14 protein-coding genes are annotated in these 16,062 nt (G+C 40.7%); 2 read left to right on the forward strand and 12 right to left on the reverse strand.

Annotation, left to right across the window (positions count from 1 at the left end):
• Window positions 1-66 precede the first annotated feature (66 nt).
• From ACIZ62_RS16075 to ACIZ62_RS16090, 4 genes are all read right to left on the reverse strand, one after another.
• Entirely contained in the window at window positions 67-1,722 is a 1,656-nt protein-coding gene (locus tag ACIZ62_RS16075) for an HD domain-containing phosphohydrolase (protein ID WP_414150603.1), read from the reverse strand.
• Window positions 1,723-1,987: 265 nt separating this feature from the next.
• Window positions 1,988-3,016 carry a 3-deoxy-7-phosphoheptulonate synthase gene (locus tag ACIZ62_RS16080; protein WP_111888970.1) on the reverse strand — a complete coding sequence of 343 codons (1,029 nt, stop codon included), beginning with the start codon at window positions 3,014-3,016 and terminating at the stop codon, window positions 1,988-1,990.
• Between the two features lie 138 nt (window positions 3,017-3,154).
• Window positions 3,155-4,540 carry a sensor histidine kinase gene (locus ACIZ62_RS16085; protein ID WP_111888969.1) on the reverse strand — a complete coding sequence of 462 codons (1,386 nt, stop codon included), beginning with the start codon at window positions 4,538-4,540 and terminating at the stop codon, window positions 3,155-3,157.
• Window positions 4,530-5,261 (reverse strand): LytR/AlgR family response regulator transcription factor, encoded by a 732-nt coding sequence (locus ACIZ62_RS16090; protein ID WP_414150604.1) that lies wholly within the window; start codon window positions 5,259-5,261, stop codon window positions 4,530-4,532. The genes ACIZ62_RS16085 and ACIZ62_RS16090 overlap by 11 nt, the downstream gene beginning before the upstream one ends.
• A gap of 189 nt (window positions 5,262-5,450) precedes the next feature.
• On the opposite strand from ACIZ62_RS16090, the gene ACIZ62_RS16095 reads away from it, so the two are divergent.
• The gene (locus ACIZ62_RS16095; RefSeq protein WP_414150605.1) at window positions 5,451-5,861 is read left to right on the forward strand and encodes a hypothetical protein; all 411 of its coding nucleotides are present in this window, start codon (window positions 5,451-5,453) and stop codon (window positions 5,859-5,861) included.
• 88 nt (window positions 5,862-5,949) lie between these two features.
• Here ACIZ62_RS16095 and ACIZ62_RS16100 read toward each other — a convergent pair whose 3' ends face one another.
• The 4 genes from ACIZ62_RS16100 to ACIZ62_RS16115 form a co-directional block, all read right to left on the reverse strand.
• The gene (locus tag ACIZ62_RS16100) at window positions 5,950-6,927 is read right to left on the reverse strand and encodes a uroporphyrinogen decarboxylase family protein (protein WP_111888966.1); all 978 of its coding nucleotides are present in this window, start codon (window positions 6,925-6,927) and stop codon (window positions 5,950-5,952) included.
• 67 nt (window positions 6,928-6,994) lie between these two features.
• Window positions 6,995-7,624 (reverse strand): corrinoid protein, encoded by a 630-nt coding sequence (locus ACIZ62_RS16105; RefSeq protein ID WP_111888965.1) that lies wholly within the window; start codon window positions 7,622-7,624, stop codon window positions 6,995-6,997.
• Between the two features lie 462 nt (window positions 7,625-8,086).
• Window positions 8,087-8,623 (reverse strand): DUF2284 domain-containing protein, encoded by a 537-nt coding sequence (locus ACIZ62_RS16110; protein WP_111888964.1) that lies wholly within the window; start codon window positions 8,621-8,623, stop codon window positions 8,087-8,089.
• Between the two features lie 173 nt (window positions 8,624-8,796).
• Window positions 8,797-9,714, reverse strand: coding sequence for an AEC family transporter (locus ACIZ62_RS16115; protein WP_111888963.1), 918 nt, complete (start codon window positions 9,712-9,714; stop codon window positions 8,797-8,799).
• A gap of 291 nt (window positions 9,715-10,005) precedes the next feature.
• Here ACIZ62_RS16115 and ACIZ62_RS16120 point away from each other — a divergent pair, with 291 nt between their 5' ends.
• Window positions 10,006-10,932, forward strand: a complete 927-nt coding sequence (locus ACIZ62_RS16120; RefSeq protein WP_111888962.1) for a polysaccharide deacetylase family protein — start codon at window positions 10,006-10,008, stop codon at window positions 10,930-10,932.
• 79 nt (window positions 10,933-11,011) lie between these two features.
• Here the strand turns inward: ACIZ62_RS16120 and ACIZ62_RS16125 are convergent, their stop codons facing one another.
• The 4 genes from ACIZ62_RS16125 to ACIZ62_RS16140 form a co-directional block, all read right to left on the reverse strand.
• Complete coding sequence (locus ACIZ62_RS16125) at window positions 11,012-12,811, reverse strand: PocR ligand-binding domain-containing protein (RefSeq protein WP_111888961.1); 1,800 nt, start codon at window positions 12,809-12,811, stop codon at window positions 11,012-11,014.
• A gap of 379 nt (window positions 12,812-13,190) precedes the next feature.
• A complete protein-coding gene (locus ACIZ62_RS16130) occupies window positions 13,191-14,441 on the reverse strand; it encodes a hypothetical protein (protein ID WP_414150606.1) in 1,251 nt (416 codons plus the stop codon).
• A gap of 141 nt (window positions 14,442-14,582) precedes the next feature.
• The gene (locus ACIZ62_RS16135) at window positions 14,583-15,500 is read right to left on the reverse strand and encodes a gamma-glutamylcyclotransferase family protein (protein WP_414150607.1); all 918 of its coding nucleotides are present in this window, start codon (window positions 15,498-15,500) and stop codon (window positions 14,583-14,585) included.
• Between the two features lie 151 nt (window positions 15,501-15,651).
• Window positions 15,652-16,053: a Rid family hydrolase gene (locus ACIZ62_RS16140; protein ID WP_111888959.1), complete on the reverse strand. Its 402-nt coding sequence runs from the start codon at window positions 16,051-16,053 to the stop codon at window positions 15,652-15,654.
• Window positions 16,054-16,062 lie beyond the last annotated feature (9 nt).

Below are 16,062 nucleotides of genomic sequence, written 5' to 3' on the forward strand. Positions count from 1 at the left end.
ATACAAAATTCTAAAAAATGCGGTTCGTTCTTAAATTAAAGAATCTGCCGCATTTTTCTAACTCATTTAATCAATTCTTCCGATAATACGTTCTTCTGTTTGTTTCATCATTCCGGCAAACAATTTTGCAATCTCAGGATCAAACTGAGTTCCGGCATTGTTCTTGATTTCTGCTATCGCACTTTCGCGATCCATCGCTTTCCGATAAACACGATTTTCCGTCATCGCATCATAGGCGTCCGTCACGGCAATGATCCGAGACAGTAAGGGAATCGCCTCACCCGCTAAACCTTTCGGGTAACCGCTGCCATCCCAATGCTCATGATGACTAAGAATAAACTCTGAGATTGATACCAGCTCGGGAGAAGCCGCGGCAATCCGGTAGCCGATTTCAGGATGCTTTTTCATTTCAAGCCATTCTTCATCTGTCAATTTTCCCGGTTTTCCTAAAATCCGATCATCAATTCCCACCTTGCCAATATCGTGAAGGGTCGCCAGAAGCTCCAGATGATCCAGTTCAATCTGCGACAGCTTTAAGGCTTCACCAACCATGCGGGACAGGGCTGCCAACCGCTCGGAATGTTCCTCCGTTTCATGACTTTTCTCATACATTGTCGCCTTGATTGATGAAATAATTGTACTGTGGGAGCTTCGTTGTTCCAGTAACTTACGGCTATTCATATATAGCTCAGCTCTTTTAATGGTTTGCTTCAAATCGCCATGGGGCTTTTCTTTGGTGCCCGATCCCAATGCCACATTGATATGAAAAGCCTCATTCAAAATCCGGCGATTATGCAAAATAAACGCCTCTTTAATTTCATCCATTCGTTCTAAAGCCGTTTCCCGGGATGTTTTTGGCATTAGAATACTAAATTCATCCCCACCGGTTCTGGCCATCAACGCATCATCATGACAACAGCTTTTCATAATTCGTGCTGTTTCTATAATAATCCGATCCCCGGCTTCATGACCAAATGCATCGTTTATTAGTTTGATCCCATTGATATCCCCGATTATGATTGAGATGGGCAGCTGATTCTCGCTACCAATCCGTTTTTGCTCTTCTTCCCAAAACAGTCGATTATAAACTCCGGTCAAGTGATCATGATAGCTTAAATAGCGGTATTTCTGCTCACTGATTTCCAGCTTCTCTTTAGCTTTGGCTACAATTTTTGACTGTTTGTCCAGCTCATCATCGATTGTTTGAATAATAAACAATAAACCAATGCCAAGAACCTGGCTGCTGACGGCAACGATCAGCCAGATCGAACCGTAATCGGCAATGGCAAATTCATTAAAAAAACCGCGATCCAACAAAATAGTGATGAGTACAAAAGTAAACAGATTAAAAGTAATGAATTTCAGCACCCAACGTCTGTCAAGCAAAGATCCCGATAAAACCAGTACCACTGTTACACACACCATTCCGGCCCCCATTGGTCCAGCCACAAAAAGTACCAGCACACTGACAAAATAACAAATCAGCAGGAAGAACAGTTTTTTAAAGCGAAGATTAGTTTTCCAGTTCAACAGAACAAAAACCGCGACAAAATAGAGACAAAATTCAAGAGTAGCGGTTACATACTCGCCTTCTTGATAAAATAAATAGGCGCCATAAAAAAAGAGTACCGGGCCCAACAAAATAAAATAAAAAGTGATTATGTAAAACAAGTGATTTTTTAAGTCGTTAAGATCCTGGTAACCAGCGCCATTATTTTTCATTCTGACAGTTTGCCTTTTCAGGTGGCTAAATAACGTTCTGATAAATCCCGTCACTTTGTCGATCTTTTGTTTACGGATATTATTCATATTCCATGACCCTTTCAGCAACTATTTTCAATCATTTTAACAATAGGGTTTGTCTATTAGATACCCCACGTTCCCTATTTTAGTCACTAAGCCAGGATGTCTCCTTATTTTTCCATAAAAAAAGCCGTCAGACCTTTAATAATAAAGGCTTGACGACGTTGCCACTTTTTTTTATTTGTTATACTTTTTCTGCAATGGTCCGAATCAGCTCATGTGAAGCCTTCCAGCCCAGACAGGAATCGGTAATCGATTTTCCGTATACCCCACCATCAACCGGTTGATTGCCTTCTTCTATATAGCTTTCGATCATTAGACCCTTAACATATTTTTTCAAATCGGTATCGTAATGGCGATTACGCAGTACTTCCCGGGCGATCCGGGGTTGCTCACCAAAACACTTGTTGGAATTGGCATGATTTAAATCAATAATAATTGCTGGACAGGAAAAATCACGTTTTTCATAAAGTCTAATCAGGTGCATGATATCCTCATAATGATAATTCGGATAATTGCGTCCATGCTGATCTACTGATCCACGCATAATGGCATGGGTCAGGGGATTTCCAGAGGTTTTCACTTCCCAACCCCGGTAGATAAAAGTATGCTCTGCCTGACCGGCTTGAATCGAATTTAGCATCACGGTGATATCGCCACTGGTTGGATTTTTCATTCCCACCGGGATTTCCAGTCCGGAGACAGTGAGACGGTGCTTCTGGTTTTCAACCGACCGGGCCCCAATCGCCACATAACTGAGCAGATCTTCCAGATAGGCATAATTTTCCGGATACAGCATCTCATCCGCACAGGACAAACCCGTTTCTTCAATGGAGCGGATATGCAATTGCCGAATCGCTTTAATCCCTTCTACCATGTTAGCCTTCTTGTTGGCATCCGGCTGGTGAAGCATTCCCTTATAACCTTCTCCGGTCGTTCTCGGTTTATTGGTATAAATTCGTGGGATTATCACAATCTTATCTTCCACTTCTTTTTGAATAACACTTAGACGGTTCACATAATCAATTACTGCCGTTTCATTGTCTGCGGAGCAGGGCCCAATAATTAAAATAAAACGGTCATCTTTTCCTTCGAAAATATTTCTGATTATTTGGTCCCGTTGGACTTTTATTCTTTTACCCGCTTCGGACAGTGGCATCATTTTAAAAATTTCGCGGGGTGACGGAATTTCCTGGATTAACTCAAAACTCATTTATTACTCCCTTTTTAATTTTTTTCGTATTTCACACAATCTGGTTTCTGATCACCATTTCACCTTGGCTCTAAAATAAGCCACGTTTTTGTTATATTTATTATAAAGATTAATTACCGACCTGACAAGACTTATTATTTAATCCAAAACCGGTCGTAAGGTTCGGGCTTTCCTCTGTTTTGTGTGATCCTGATTGGACAAAACTACAGAAACCCTGAATTCCTGATCACCCGCTTCAAAGCGCGCCTCCCCATCATACTTCTTCGCAATGGCCGTCACCGAAATAATGCCAATGCCGGAAGCTTCCGCTCTTTTGTTGGAAAGGAAAACCCCATTTTTAATGTGAACTTCTCCGGCATAGCGGTTGTCTACACTAATATATAGCTTGTTGCCAATAAATTGGGACGACAGTTTAATAATTTTATCTCCTGAGATGATGCATCGACAGGCTTCCAGGGCATTTTCCAGCACATTCCCAAAAACAACACATAAATCCGTTTCATCAATTTCCAAATCCCCGGGAACCATTGTTTCAATGAATAAATCAATGGCTTCTGACTTACAGATATTGGCATAATAACTAAGGATCGCATTAACCGCATCATTCCCGCAGTAGAGCACATCCGAAATGCTCAATCGGTTTCCTAACAGTTCGAAAATATATCTTTCAGCCTTGTTGTCATTCTGTTGCTGGATCAGCCCCAGCACAGTGTTTAGATGATGCCGCAGATCATGTTCACCTTTCCGGGTTTCTTCAATACACTCACCAAATTTTTTATAGTATTCTGATTGGAACAAGAGCTGCTGTTTGATGATTTCATTGCTTTCCGTTAAAATCATATTTTTCTGGGATTGTTCCAGCATTTCAATAACTACATAATAAATCAGGTAAAATCCCAAAAATGCTACCGTATTAAACACCAGAAACTGCCATTGGGCAATCAGTTTTGCATTCATGGCCCCGAATGACAAGCTGATAATGTAGTAGACCATCGGGATAATCCACAGGTAACGCCATGCTTTGTTATGGGTCTGCATGACCTTACTGATTTTTTTTCTGAAAAAAATCCATACCAGCGGATAGGTCACCATTAGGATTACGCATTGAAACAAGTTGAAATAAAAAGAATAGGAGGTCTGGACATAAACCTTGTGCAAACCATAGGTAAGGTAAGAAACCTCCAGAAACTTGGCCATGTTGACAATAAAATCGGCATAGCTTTTTACCAGAAAGGCAATAAACACCAACTTTGATGGGGTTCCCTTGACCACCGCCGTGTAAACTCCTACATAGAGAAGCAAAAAAACAACACTGTGAAAAAAGCGCAGACTGTTCCAATCCGGCACCCACTCAATAATTAGGATAACTGAAACGATGTTTAGTAGCATACACAGGGTTCCAGCGGTAATAACCGTTTTTTTTGAATACCGAAGCTGATTCCATACCGGAATAAAGGCCAAAATAAAATAAGGGAGTATCGACAAACCAATCCCCCAGGCAATGTTAAGATAACTATTTAGCACTTATGTCACCTCGTACTTTTGAAAACACAAAGTCCAGATACTGCTGTCGAACTGCTACGCTGTTACTTCTGGGTATCCCGACCCGGTCGCCATTTTTCATTATAAAATCAGTCGTTGTAAAGTCCTCAACACAATTCATGTTTACAATGCTGCAACGGTGACAGCGTAAAAAAGGGGACCCGCCCAGCACGCTTTCCAATTGGGTTAAGGGCAGATACGTTTTTATTTCTTCATTAGCGGTATGAATGACGGAAACCTTATTGAAAACTTCCACATAAATGATATCTTTTAATCGAATCGCGCGTTCAAGTTTTCCAACCGGAATTTTAATCGCTTTGCAGTCCTCAGTTAGCATTGCCAGACATCGATTTAATGCTTCAACTATTTTTTCTTCTGAAATCGGCTTGATGATGTAGTGTCGTGCCTTTAACTCAAACCCTTCAATTGCATAGTCTCTGCTTGAGGTAATAAATACAATTTGGCAATCCTCCCCCAGACTTCTAAGTTCCTTTCCAATTTCAATGCCGTTACCATTTTCTAAATAAATATCCAGAAAGATGATATTAAAATAGCTAGCCTGAAAACTTTCCCAAAAATCTTCAGCCGTAGAAAAGAAAGTGATTTCAAAGTCGCAACCATTGCTAACTCCGTAATTATTTATGAAATGATTAATTTTTTTCTGATACTCAAATTCATCTTCACAAACTGCGATATAAACCACGCTATCCTCCATCTGACCACTCATCATCAACTATTTTTACTAATTTTATCATATTGAAGCCTATTTAACAATTTGTTTGCAACATAATTGTGGCGTGAAACCCTTTTTTTGTTCGTGAAATTGAATTGTTCTCAAAACTATTTGTTGGTATGATAGTTCTAACATAAATTTATTTAAGAGGTGTGAAAAATGAAAAGAATGAAATTTTTTAGTGTACTCATGGTTTTTGCTTTATCGGTGTTTATTTTCGCAGGTTGTGGCAGTTCATCCGCAGCGAATGATTCTTCATCCACTGACGAAGATACCGTTTATTCCCAGGATTTCACCATTGTCAATGAAACCGGGATTGAAATTTACGCTGTCTTTGTTTCCCCAACCGGTGAAGAAAGCTGGGGCGAGGATATCCTAACAACCGATACCTTGCCAACCGGAAGTACTACCGATATTGTCTTCGATTCAGAGGTAGAAGAACAATACTGGGATCTGATGATTGCTGATTCGGAGGGAACAACCTTTGAATGGTCAAAAATCGATTTATTCTCAGTTTCTGAAATCACCCTGAAACTTGATAATGGCAACCCGACCGCATCTTTCAAATAAAACACAAAAAATCAAAACCGCCGGAACAATTGTTCCGGCGGTTTTATGTTTCGCTTTAGTTTATTGACTTTATTTATTTTCAGGATCTTTAAAACATTAACGCACTCATTTTGTCAATGGCTTCGTCATTAGATTCATAAACACCCGGGAAGCAACCAAAATTCAAACCATGGCTTGCTCCGGGAATGAAATAAAGTTTTCCGCACCGCTCGCAGGCTTCTTTCGTTTTTTCAAAAATGATCTCGGGAGTCCAGCCAGGGAAGTCGACAACGCCACTATCAATATCGCCCATAAAGGAAATTTGACCGCCGTATTTTTTAATCAACTCCGGTACGTTGTTGGTCGTCATGACACCCTGCCAGATGTCAATTCCCATTTCAATCATGGCTGGTACCAGATTCGCAGCATAAGAGTCACTATGATGAACAATCAGTTCAACACCATTGTCTTTATAATAACCATAGATTTTTTTATAGGCCGGTACAAAGAACTCCGCAAACATTTCCGGCGAAACGAAAGAAGAAATCTGACTACCCCAATCATCATGATGGAAAATACAATCCGGATGAAGACGGCTAATCATTTCTTTGGCATATGCCAGTTCATACTCAACCAGATAGTCAATCAGATCATGCATATCCTCTGGCTCTTCATACAAGGCCATCAGCGCATCTTCCATGCTCATCAAATGATGGGTCATTTCAAAGATTCCTGGTGCCACAAAGGCCGTTACGAACTCTTCATTTCGATCAACAGCATTGGCGTGTGCAACCGCTGCCGCCCAAGCCTCATCAGAAGTTTCAACCGTAGGTGCTTTAACCTGATTTTTCCAGTCAGTAATATCCTTTAATACCTTATGTTCATCATCATGGACTGGAAATCCTCCCAATTGCCCTTCCGGCCAGGTAAAGGTAATTCCCCAACCATTTTTGATTGTTTGTCCAGGACCAACCATCGCACCCAGCGGCGCTTCCATGATAAGATTCATAAACTCATATTGTTTTACAAATCGATCGGGATTTCCACCTTTGATCGTTTCTAATAGGTTTTGTCGTTTTGTTAACATTTTTAAGCCTCCTGTATTTTGGTTTAAACAATTATAAATGGACCCTATGGCAAATTATTAATTCTTATTATGCCGATACCAGTTCTTTGGCTTTGACAGCGGCACTGCCAGCATCTGGTGCATAGCCGTCAGCACCAACTTCGGCGGCATATTCCGGTGTTACCGGGGCTCCACCAACAATAACTTTTACATCCGGGCAAGCTGCTTTTACCGTTGCTACGGCTTCTTTTAAGGCGGGCATGGTGGTGGTCAGAAGACCCGAGCACGCGACAATTTTCACATTGTCATTGTCTTTAACGGCGGAAACGAAGGTATCAGCCGGTACATCAACACCCAAATCAACCATATCGAACCCAGCACTTTCGATCATCATCGATACCAGATTTTTGCCAATATCGTGAAGATCCCCAGCCACGGTACCGATAACACAAGTACCCAGAGAGGCAGAGCCGTCACCAGCCATCAGTGGTTTTAAGACCTCAACCCCTTTTGACATGGCTTTGGCAGCGATGAGCATTTCTGGAACAAAAATTTCGCCAGAAGAGAATTTGTCCCCAACAACACCCATGGAATCGACCATCGCCTGGAGAATTTCACCTGGTGCACTGCCTTCATCCAGGGCTTCCTGTACCAGCCCTGGTACTAATTTAGACTTTCCTGCTTCAACCTTTGCTTTAACTTCTTCAATTTTTGACATGTTTTTTTCCTCCTGTTTGATTATTTATTGATGATATCGAAATACGATATCAGTTCCATTAACGATTCCCGCCAGTGTGAGCGAGAACGGTTAATTGTTCTTCTTTTTCAGGGGCTTTCAGGTAAAACCATAACGAAAACGATGATTTAAACGCTAATCGTTTTTGCAGCCTGATATCGATTACACTTGGTGCCCCAAAATTTTCTCTGATTCTTTTGTCACCAGGCTACACACCGCAACCTAAACAAATTTTAAATCAATTTAATGTTTATGTCAACCTTTATTTATAAATTTTGTCATTTTTACTAATTAGGAAACTGGTTTCATTTACTAAACCAACAATTTGGTTTCTATCTCCCAAACGGCACGCGCAAACAACGTAAAAGAGTGCTCCCGATCTGCTTATTCAGATCAGGAGCACTTTTTATCTTTGCTCACCTACCTATCTACTTAAACAATATGCTAATTAAATAATATGCAGCCCACATAGGTAAGCGTATTCGGTCCGTAGTAATATTCCAGATTATTTAATTTACACAAATCACTGACGAGAATCCCAAAGGCTTCCATGGATGAGAAGGCCTTTTCGGGGAAACGACAGGCTTCATCCGGATAGGTGCATTTTTTACATAAGGAACAACAGCCGTCTCCCAAGGGAAGCATATCGGCTTTTTTGTCAAACAATGCATTCACCAGTTGATCAAAGCTCACATTGTGCTTTTCCTTAATTTCTTCCATGCCTTCAAAATCAAAACTATCTTCCAATTCTCCAGTCGTTTGGAGAATCACACCATACTGATAGTTATTAACCTTTTTACCACATTCGTCCAAGGTTCCACACCCCGGCGGACATGCCCAATTGGTATCATAAATTTTACATTTATTATCAGCACACATTTGTCTTACCTGGGGATTTAAATCAATCGTTGATACCTTTAGTTCCGCCGCTCGGCTAAAACCGCTTTTGTCTGCCAAATCTAATACTTCTGTTAATTCCATTTTAAATTTTCTCCGGTTTCTGTGAGAATTATTCTTAGTTCCCACTAAATTATTAACTATTCTAGCATATTGTTTCGTATAAATATAGCCTTTTCTCAAATAACAATTGATACCCTGCCACTTAAATATATTTAAATTTATCATCTGTTAATTTACTGACTTATTTTAATGCCTTACATCAACAGATAACTGATCATTGGAATGGTAACAACTGATGCCAGGGTCGTAATAAATACACCTTTGGTTGCCAGGCAAACGTTATTTTCATATTGGTTGGCAAAAAGAACGGTCGATGTTGCCACGGGCATGGCAATAATCACAATCACAATTCCAAGTAAATAAGGGTTCACAATCACATTTTTTAATACTATCCAGGCAAATAAAGGCAGCAGAATCTGCTTAATAATCACGTAAGGATAAAGCCGAATCTCCGTAAAAACACTTTTAATCGGAATTTCTGCTAATGCGATGCCAATGACAATCATAGCCAAAGCTGACGTGGTACTGCCAACTGTTTTTGCGGTATCATTGAGTAGCACCGGGAGTTGCAATTTGAGACTAAACATGATCACTGATGCAATTGATGCCATTATTCCCGGGGACAAAAATTTTTTTACATCCAGTGCTTTTCTTCCTTCCTTTGACATCAGCATGATCCCAAGGGTAAAGTTGCTGACATTAAAAATAAGATTAAAGATAGTGGCATAAAAAATCGCACCAGCACCAAAAATTGATGCAATCACCGGAAAACCCATAAAACCCACGTTAGACCATATCGTCATATACATGTATAAATGACGGTCTTCTTTCTTTACTAGCAGTATTCTTGTAATAAAATAGGCAATGAACGGCATCACTATATAAAAAAGAATTGCAATTACAAACATCATTACGACCTCTTTATGATCTGTATCCTTAGGCATTGACGCCACCGAAGCTAACATCATACATGGCAGGGTAATGCTTAAAATAAAGTTAGAAAGCTGGGCTCCGAATTTCGGGCTGACAATCTTTCGTTTTGCTGAAATATAGCCAAGTGTCAGAATTATAAACAGCTCCAACATCTGATTAATCACTACGTTGATGTTCATAAGCATCTCCTTCAAATAAAAGATAGGCTATCATAAGCTTAGTTTAAATTCAACCAATTATTAATTACCTTGTTTATTTTTGAACTCGTTTTATCTTACCAGACTGACTTAATTCTTTACGATATTAAAATCACAATTCTGAGGCCTTGGATGCAGACGCGTTTTAAATTTCTGTAAAAATGCGAGAAATCAATTGCACATTAAGTTCATTTTCTGCTACAATTAGTTATTGGCAGGTCAGCATCGATGATGCTGGCACTTTAACCTGATTGAAAAAAAACTGAGGTCGCAATGAGAAAGAACTCCTCTTCAAAATTAAGAGTAAAAAACATGCCCCGATTCCTGACATTATCTGTTTTGAGTCTTATTCTGATCGTAATGATTATGATGTCCTTATTTTTTTTAATGACAAAAATGGCCGCGGCTTTCCACTCTCAAGCACAAATCCTCCAGACTTCTTCTGCTAATTCGTCGGAAACCAATGCGCCAAAATCAGAAACCACAAACAATACAACCAACAAAAATATCAAGGCCGATCCGCCACCACAGGTGAATAATGCAGATCCCTTCGCTGATATAAAATCTCGTCTTCGAAGCGGAGATACTGACGGAATCAAAGTGGTCTTTCTAACCTTCGATGATGGTCCCAGCGACGATACCGGAGAGCTTTTAGATACCCTCGCTGACTACAATATAAAAGGAACCTTCTTTACAACCCTTCACGACAATGATCATGCCAAAAACATGTATCGCCGCATTGTGGATGAAGGCCATACCCTGGCCAATCATACCAGTAGCCACGACTACGGTCTCTATGATACGCCAGAAGCGTTTTTTGCTGACGTCGATGCACTGGATCAATTCCAGAAGAAGATAACCGTTCAAGACAATACCAGCCGTATTTTCCGTTTTCCAGGTGGGTCAATGAATTCTAACGAAGCCTGTATTCAAGGTATCTTAGACCGGGGCTATAATTATAGTGACTGGAATGTTTCTTCCGGCGATGGCTGCGCCGATCCGCCACCAAGTGATGTGATTGCTCAAAAAATTATTGAAAGTTGCCGGCAACACGATGTTTCGGTTGTTTTGTCCCACGCCGAACTCAAATCGTCCAGCCGGGAAGCCATGTCAGTTGTGATAGAAACGCTCCAGGAAGAAGGTTACACCTTTTTGAATATGGAAGCCGATTATACCTATCCACGCCATTTAGAGCTATAAAATCACCCATCTATAATAAATAAATGCTACTCTTAAGTAATAGAAACCCACCGTTTTTTCACGGTGGGTTTCTTTTTTATTACCTTCTTCTGACCGTACTTTCACATCGTTTGTGGCAGTACATATTATCTTCTGCCTGTTTAAAAATTCCTTCGATATCCTCTTCTTCTTTTTGCTTAGTTTCATATCCAAAAGCTATGGATAGGTCCTGTCCGCCAATTTTTTCCTTCGCAACTAATTTTTTCATTCTAGCGATGATTTGATCGATCTTGTTGCCGTCAGTTTTGGGTAAAATGACAATAAACTCATCCCCGCCCAACCGGGCAATAATATCGTCTTTTCGACACACCTGACGAATAACTTCAGCTGTCTTTTTGAGCAGCTCATCTCCCATTAGATGTCCCTGGGTATCATTAACCAGTTTTAAACCATTAACATCACCCATCAACAGGGTTAGGGGCAAATTTTCTTTTTTATCAAGGTTTTTTAGTGCCTGTTCGTAATACCTGCGATTATAAAGCCCGGTTAAATAATCATGATAGCTAAGATAGAGCACTTCTTCTTCTATTCGCCTTTTTTCATTGATAAAACGGGCCTGAAGCAGATTTTGAAAAGCCAGATTTGACAACTGATTGGCAATTGTATAAAGTAGTTTTGCTATTTTTTCAAATTGCTGGAAAGACATTTGTGGAACTTCCCGAAACGCTCGTACTGCTTCTGTTTCATCGGCCCCAATTTCCCGGGCATAGGCAGCCAGTTGTTCTTCTTTTAGCCTTTCATCCCGGACCTGACCAATTAACCAATTAGCCACATGCCTGCCACCAACAGTAATGGCCGCCCCGGCATCCCATAAGCCGCCGCTTAAACAGCTTTTGATAATGGGACCCTCTTCCGAATAGGCGCCAATAACCATATCCGACTTTTGACAATTTGCACTACCTTTTGCGGTTTTGCGAATAACATCCTGACAAAGCCGGGTAAAATTCGAGGTTTTTGTTATTGGTTTCCCATCGATAGCGGTGATTAATGACGCTACCCCTGTTGCATCCGAAAACTCATCCTGCAGTTTTTGAATATCTTCCAAGTTGATCAGTTCCTCAAAATTAATATCGACTTCTGCTTCGAGTGGTCTGGTTAGTTCCAACATTCGTTTTTCCAGACTTTGTTCCAATTTTTTCCGATCGGTGATATCCCTTGCCGCCGCATATATCAGTCTACCCTGAGGCCGGGAACTCCATTCGATCCAGCGATAACTTCCATCCTTGGCACGGTATCGATTTGTAAAATTAATCACCGGATTCTGTTCATTTAGTTTGTTCATTACCTCCCGGGTAATTAAGAGATCATCAGGATGAACAAAATCCAAATATTTTGTTCGGGTCAATTCTTCATGGGTATAACCTAATACTTCTTCCCAGGCCTTATTCGTCTTTAAAAAATAGCCTTCCATGTCTGCGATGCACAAAAAATCCAAGTTCAATTCAAAAAAATTATTCAATTCCGCCATTTGCTTCTTTTCTTTTGAGATGTCAACAAAATGAGTTGCAAAATATCCTTTCTCCTGGCTATATGCGGTAACCCGACACCAGATATCAAGGGCGGCGGCAAACTGTTCAAACTCTTTTTCCCCACCGTGTAATGCAATCTCACCATAAAACCCAATCCAATCAAATGTGTCCTCTAAAAGATTAGGTAAAACCTGGGTTATGCGTTTCCCGATGATGGCTGCGCCAATGAGGCCTGTCAGCCTTTCAAAGGCCTTGTTAACTTCAATGAATTCGTAATCACAGGGCTTCCCCGCTTCATCACAGACAATCTTATGATAAGCAAACCCCACCGGTGAGTGTTCAACAACAGATTTATAGAAACTGTCTTTCATGTGATCTTACCCTTTCAGTTATCTCTTTCTTAACAACTATGGCATTAACTTATTATATACCCTTTGTCTAAAAACTGTCTGTTTTTTCACATAATAACACAAATTCTCCCCCAATTTAACTGTTTCCTGTTTTAATTAAACTTTTTTGTTTACAATCGGGTGCCCTCAAAAAAGGATCTGTCCTAATCATAACAAATCCTTTTTTAATCATTTTATTAAACAATTCCGGATGTTGTTTTTTTAGCTAAACTAAAAAGAACCCCTTTTTCGGATCGTTTCTTTACGAATCGATCGAAATCGGAGTTCTTTTTTAATAACACGTCAGCTCAGATAAAAACACTGGTTTTAATCTGATGCACTGTTTTTTTGAATATTATGTCTATGCTTTGATTTCTTTTTTGCTGATCAGATATGCCATCCCCATCAGTGCCAATAGTCCCATTATAGCCATTAAAGCGTCTTGTCCCATGTCCTGGGCACCCGTTTTGGGATTGTCAGATTTTGTGTATTTTGCATAATATGGTTCAAGATACAAAGAAGATGCACTAAGATCTACATCGCCGTAAGCAGGACTGATGTAGACGCCATCACCAGCATAGATTGCTAACGGATTAACACCGCCGACAGCAGTTAAATCCAGGATACCATCTCGGATTACAACCCAGCTGTCTGCATGTAATGCATTAGCCATACCTGTTTCGGTGGTCGATTTAACCGTTGTGTATCCGCCTTTGACAATGATATCATCGCCAGCTCCAATACCCATGCTTCGACCGCTGATTGATTCGGTAATGACATCGACATCGCCGCCGTTGATCATAACGTCATTGTCAGCCCAAAGTCCCCAGGCTCCACCGGTTCCTGTGTTGATTGCAGTTGCATCAACCCAACCATCATTAATAATTAAATCGCCGTTTACAACATCAACGGCTGCAACGTCGCCCATGTCACTCATGGCGAACAGTTCATAATCGCCATCATTAAGCACGAGATCGCCATCTGTTACACGAATCGCTCTTGTTGAACCAATAGCCATTATTTCGCCAGGTCCACCCATTGTCAAGTCTCCAACGACTTCAATGGCACTGCCGGTATCGTTTGCAATGATGTTTGTTCCGTTTAGAATCATGGAGAAATTACTTCCCATATCGGCTGCAACAAGCTGTTTTCCAATAAAGTTGTTCAGTGTCAAGGCATTCGTGACTGCATCGTAAGAGTAGTCTGCACCGACAGTGTTAAGAAGCACATCAATGAATGTCACCGCGTCTCTCCATAAACCTAATGCTGGAACTGCTTTGACTTCAATGGTTCCGACATCAGCTGCCTGTGTTTCAACCACTGGCTCATCCACAACAGGTACTTGCGCAACCGGAACTTCTGCTGCTTCAACCACTGGCTCTTCCACTGCAGCCGATTCTTCTTCGACTACCGCTTCTTCAGCTACTGGTTCTTCGACGACGGGTTCTTCAACCGCAGTATTTAGCACCTCATCAACTGGGGCACCCTCAACTTCTAATACCACCAGGGTTGGTTCTTCCACCACTTCTTCGGCAAATGCTGACGCAGGTACAAGCATCAACACCATTACCACAACCAGCAACAAAGCCATCAATTTCGACATTTTTTTCACTTCACTATTCCTCCTTTCAAGAGAATTGTTTCTGTGTACATCACACTCCGATTAGCGTAAAATTACACAGTAATAGATTACATTACTCTTTTTACCCGCTTTTTTTATAAATAACATAATTATTTTGAAAAATAAAATTATTTAAAATCTTTTTTTATTAGCGGTTTGCCTTCTGTCCTCGATCATTTTGGTGATAACCAAAGATAAACATGCAACTTCTTTCTCAATGCGCATCCGATAATTATAATTAAACAGCTCTGGCATCAAATATTTTTGAATTCCTGAGCTGTTTCTCCAGGTCTTACATGAAAAGAGATGCCCTCTGGTTTTGCCGACCACCGCGATCCCTCTTTTTTTTGAAAACTCCGATAACGTCTTTTCAAAGTTCTCCAAAAAAAACGCCGGCTGTCCCAAGATCACTGGCATGACACACAAAAACCACCCCTTTTTTAAATCCGACTCCAGCCAATAGATATTGAATTTCACGGGATAGTCCTGATAGACTACCACCATATCACCCAGACTTTTAGCTGCCCGGCCAATCTTCTCGCAAAAATAGTCTCTGATGGGTGACTTAAATTCAGCCATTTTACCATATAATAAGGGGTTTGTTATTTCACCGAGGATCAACAAATACAAATCGCCAAAGGGAAGCTGTTCATCCCTGACGCTACAAAACCCATCAATCAGTGCTTCCAGTTCTTCTTTACAAAGACAAGCTGGTGACTCAGTCAAATCAAGAGGTATTTCCTGAGTAATCAAGTCTTTAAAATAAACCCAGGCTGTTTGTGGTTTCTGATCCACCATCACAATCACCTCTTCCCGTTCGTAAACTGGAACTTCTTCCCATTGGTCGGCTCGTAATAAGTCTGCTTTCGTCACCTCCAAGAGCATTCCTGGAACAAATCCCGATCCGGGGGCGAGATGATAAAAACCGTCGATATCACCTTTTATACAGAATCCTTCTAGCACGCCGTGTCTTTTATTAAGCACTCTGCCAAATATTTTTTGTTGTATCAGTTCATTTTTTAGGGTTCCATATGAAAAAAGATAGCTCATTTTAACGCTCCTGTCGAACAATTTTCTTTTTATTATAGCACTTATCCGATCTTAACAAAAAGGCGAACATTCTATTAAAATGCCCGCCTTTTGCTTTTATATTTATTTAAACTAATAAGGTCGATCAACCCAAAACATCAGCGGACTCTAACTAAAGCGTAGCACCAATAACGGCGTCTAATTCAATTTCCACCAGCTGAGTGGGCCGGTTTAAGCCCGATGTCCCCACCACGGTGCATAAGGGGCGAATATCCTTGAAAAATTCAGAATAGGCCCGGACAATCTCACCGCAATGACCCATATCGGTGGCGTAAACCTTCACCTTTACCACCTCACTGGCTTTAGAACCAGCTTTATCCATTAATTTGAGCAATTTTTCCAGCACATATTTGGTCTGAGCATAGGGATCACCTTCACCGTAGACGGTGCCGTCCGGCTGCACCGAAGTGGTACCGCCCACATAAACAAAGGGTCCCACTTTTACAATTCGACTGTAGCCCGCCTTATCTTCCAGCGGCGCTCCTGATGAATAATTGGTTCGTTTTAACTCCATAATTTTCTC

The sequence above is a fragment of the Acetobacterium carbinolicum genome (assembly GCF_047456275.1).
GTDB lineage: Bacteria > Bacillota > Clostridia > Eubacteriales > Eubacteriaceae > Acetobacterium > Acetobacterium carbinolicum.

Coding starts and splice junctions, on each gene's coding strand:
- ACIZ62_RS16075 (WP_414150603.1), bottom strand. CDS start 1,722: ATGAAAAATAATGGCGCTGGTTACCAGGATCTTAACGACTTAAAAAAT.
- ACIZ62_RS16080 (WP_111888970.1), bottom strand. CDS start 3,016: ATGAGTTTTGAGTTAATCCAGGAAATTCCGTCACCCCGCGAAATTTTT.
- ACIZ62_RS16095 (WP_414150605.1), top strand. CDS start 5,451: ATGAAAAGAATGAAATTTTTTAGTGTACTCATGGTTTTTGCTTTATCG.
- ACIZ62_RS16100 (WP_111888966.1), bottom strand. CDS start 6,927: ATGTTAACAAAACGACAAAACCTATTAGAAACGATCAAAGGTGGAAAT.
- ACIZ62_RS16105 (WP_111888965.1), bottom strand. CDS start 7,624: ATGTCAAAAATTGAAGAAGTTAAAGCAAAGGTTGAAGCAGGAAAGTCT.
- ACIZ62_RS16110 (WP_111888964.1), bottom strand. CDS start 8,623: ATGGAATTAACAGAAGTATTAGATTTGGCAGACAAAAGCGGTTTTAGC.
- ACIZ62_RS16115 (WP_111888963.1), bottom strand. CDS start 9,714: ATGAACATCAACGTAGTGATTAATCAGATGTTGGAGCTGTTTATAATT.
- ACIZ62_RS16120 (WP_111888962.1), top strand. CDS start 10,006: ATGAGAAAGAACTCCTCTTCAAAATTAAGAGTAAAAAACATGCCCCGA.
- ACIZ62_RS16125 (WP_111888961.1), bottom strand. CDS start 12,811: ATGAAAGACAGTTTCTATAAATCTGTTGTTGAACACTCACCGGTGGGG.
- ACIZ62_RS16135 (WP_414150607.1), bottom strand. CDS start 15,500: ATGAGCTATCTTTTTTCATATGGAACCCTAAAAAATGAACTGATACAA.
- ACIZ62_RS16140 (WP_111888959.1), bottom strand. CDS start 16,053: ATGGAGTTAAAACGAACCAATTATTCATCAGGAGCGCCGCTGGAAGAT.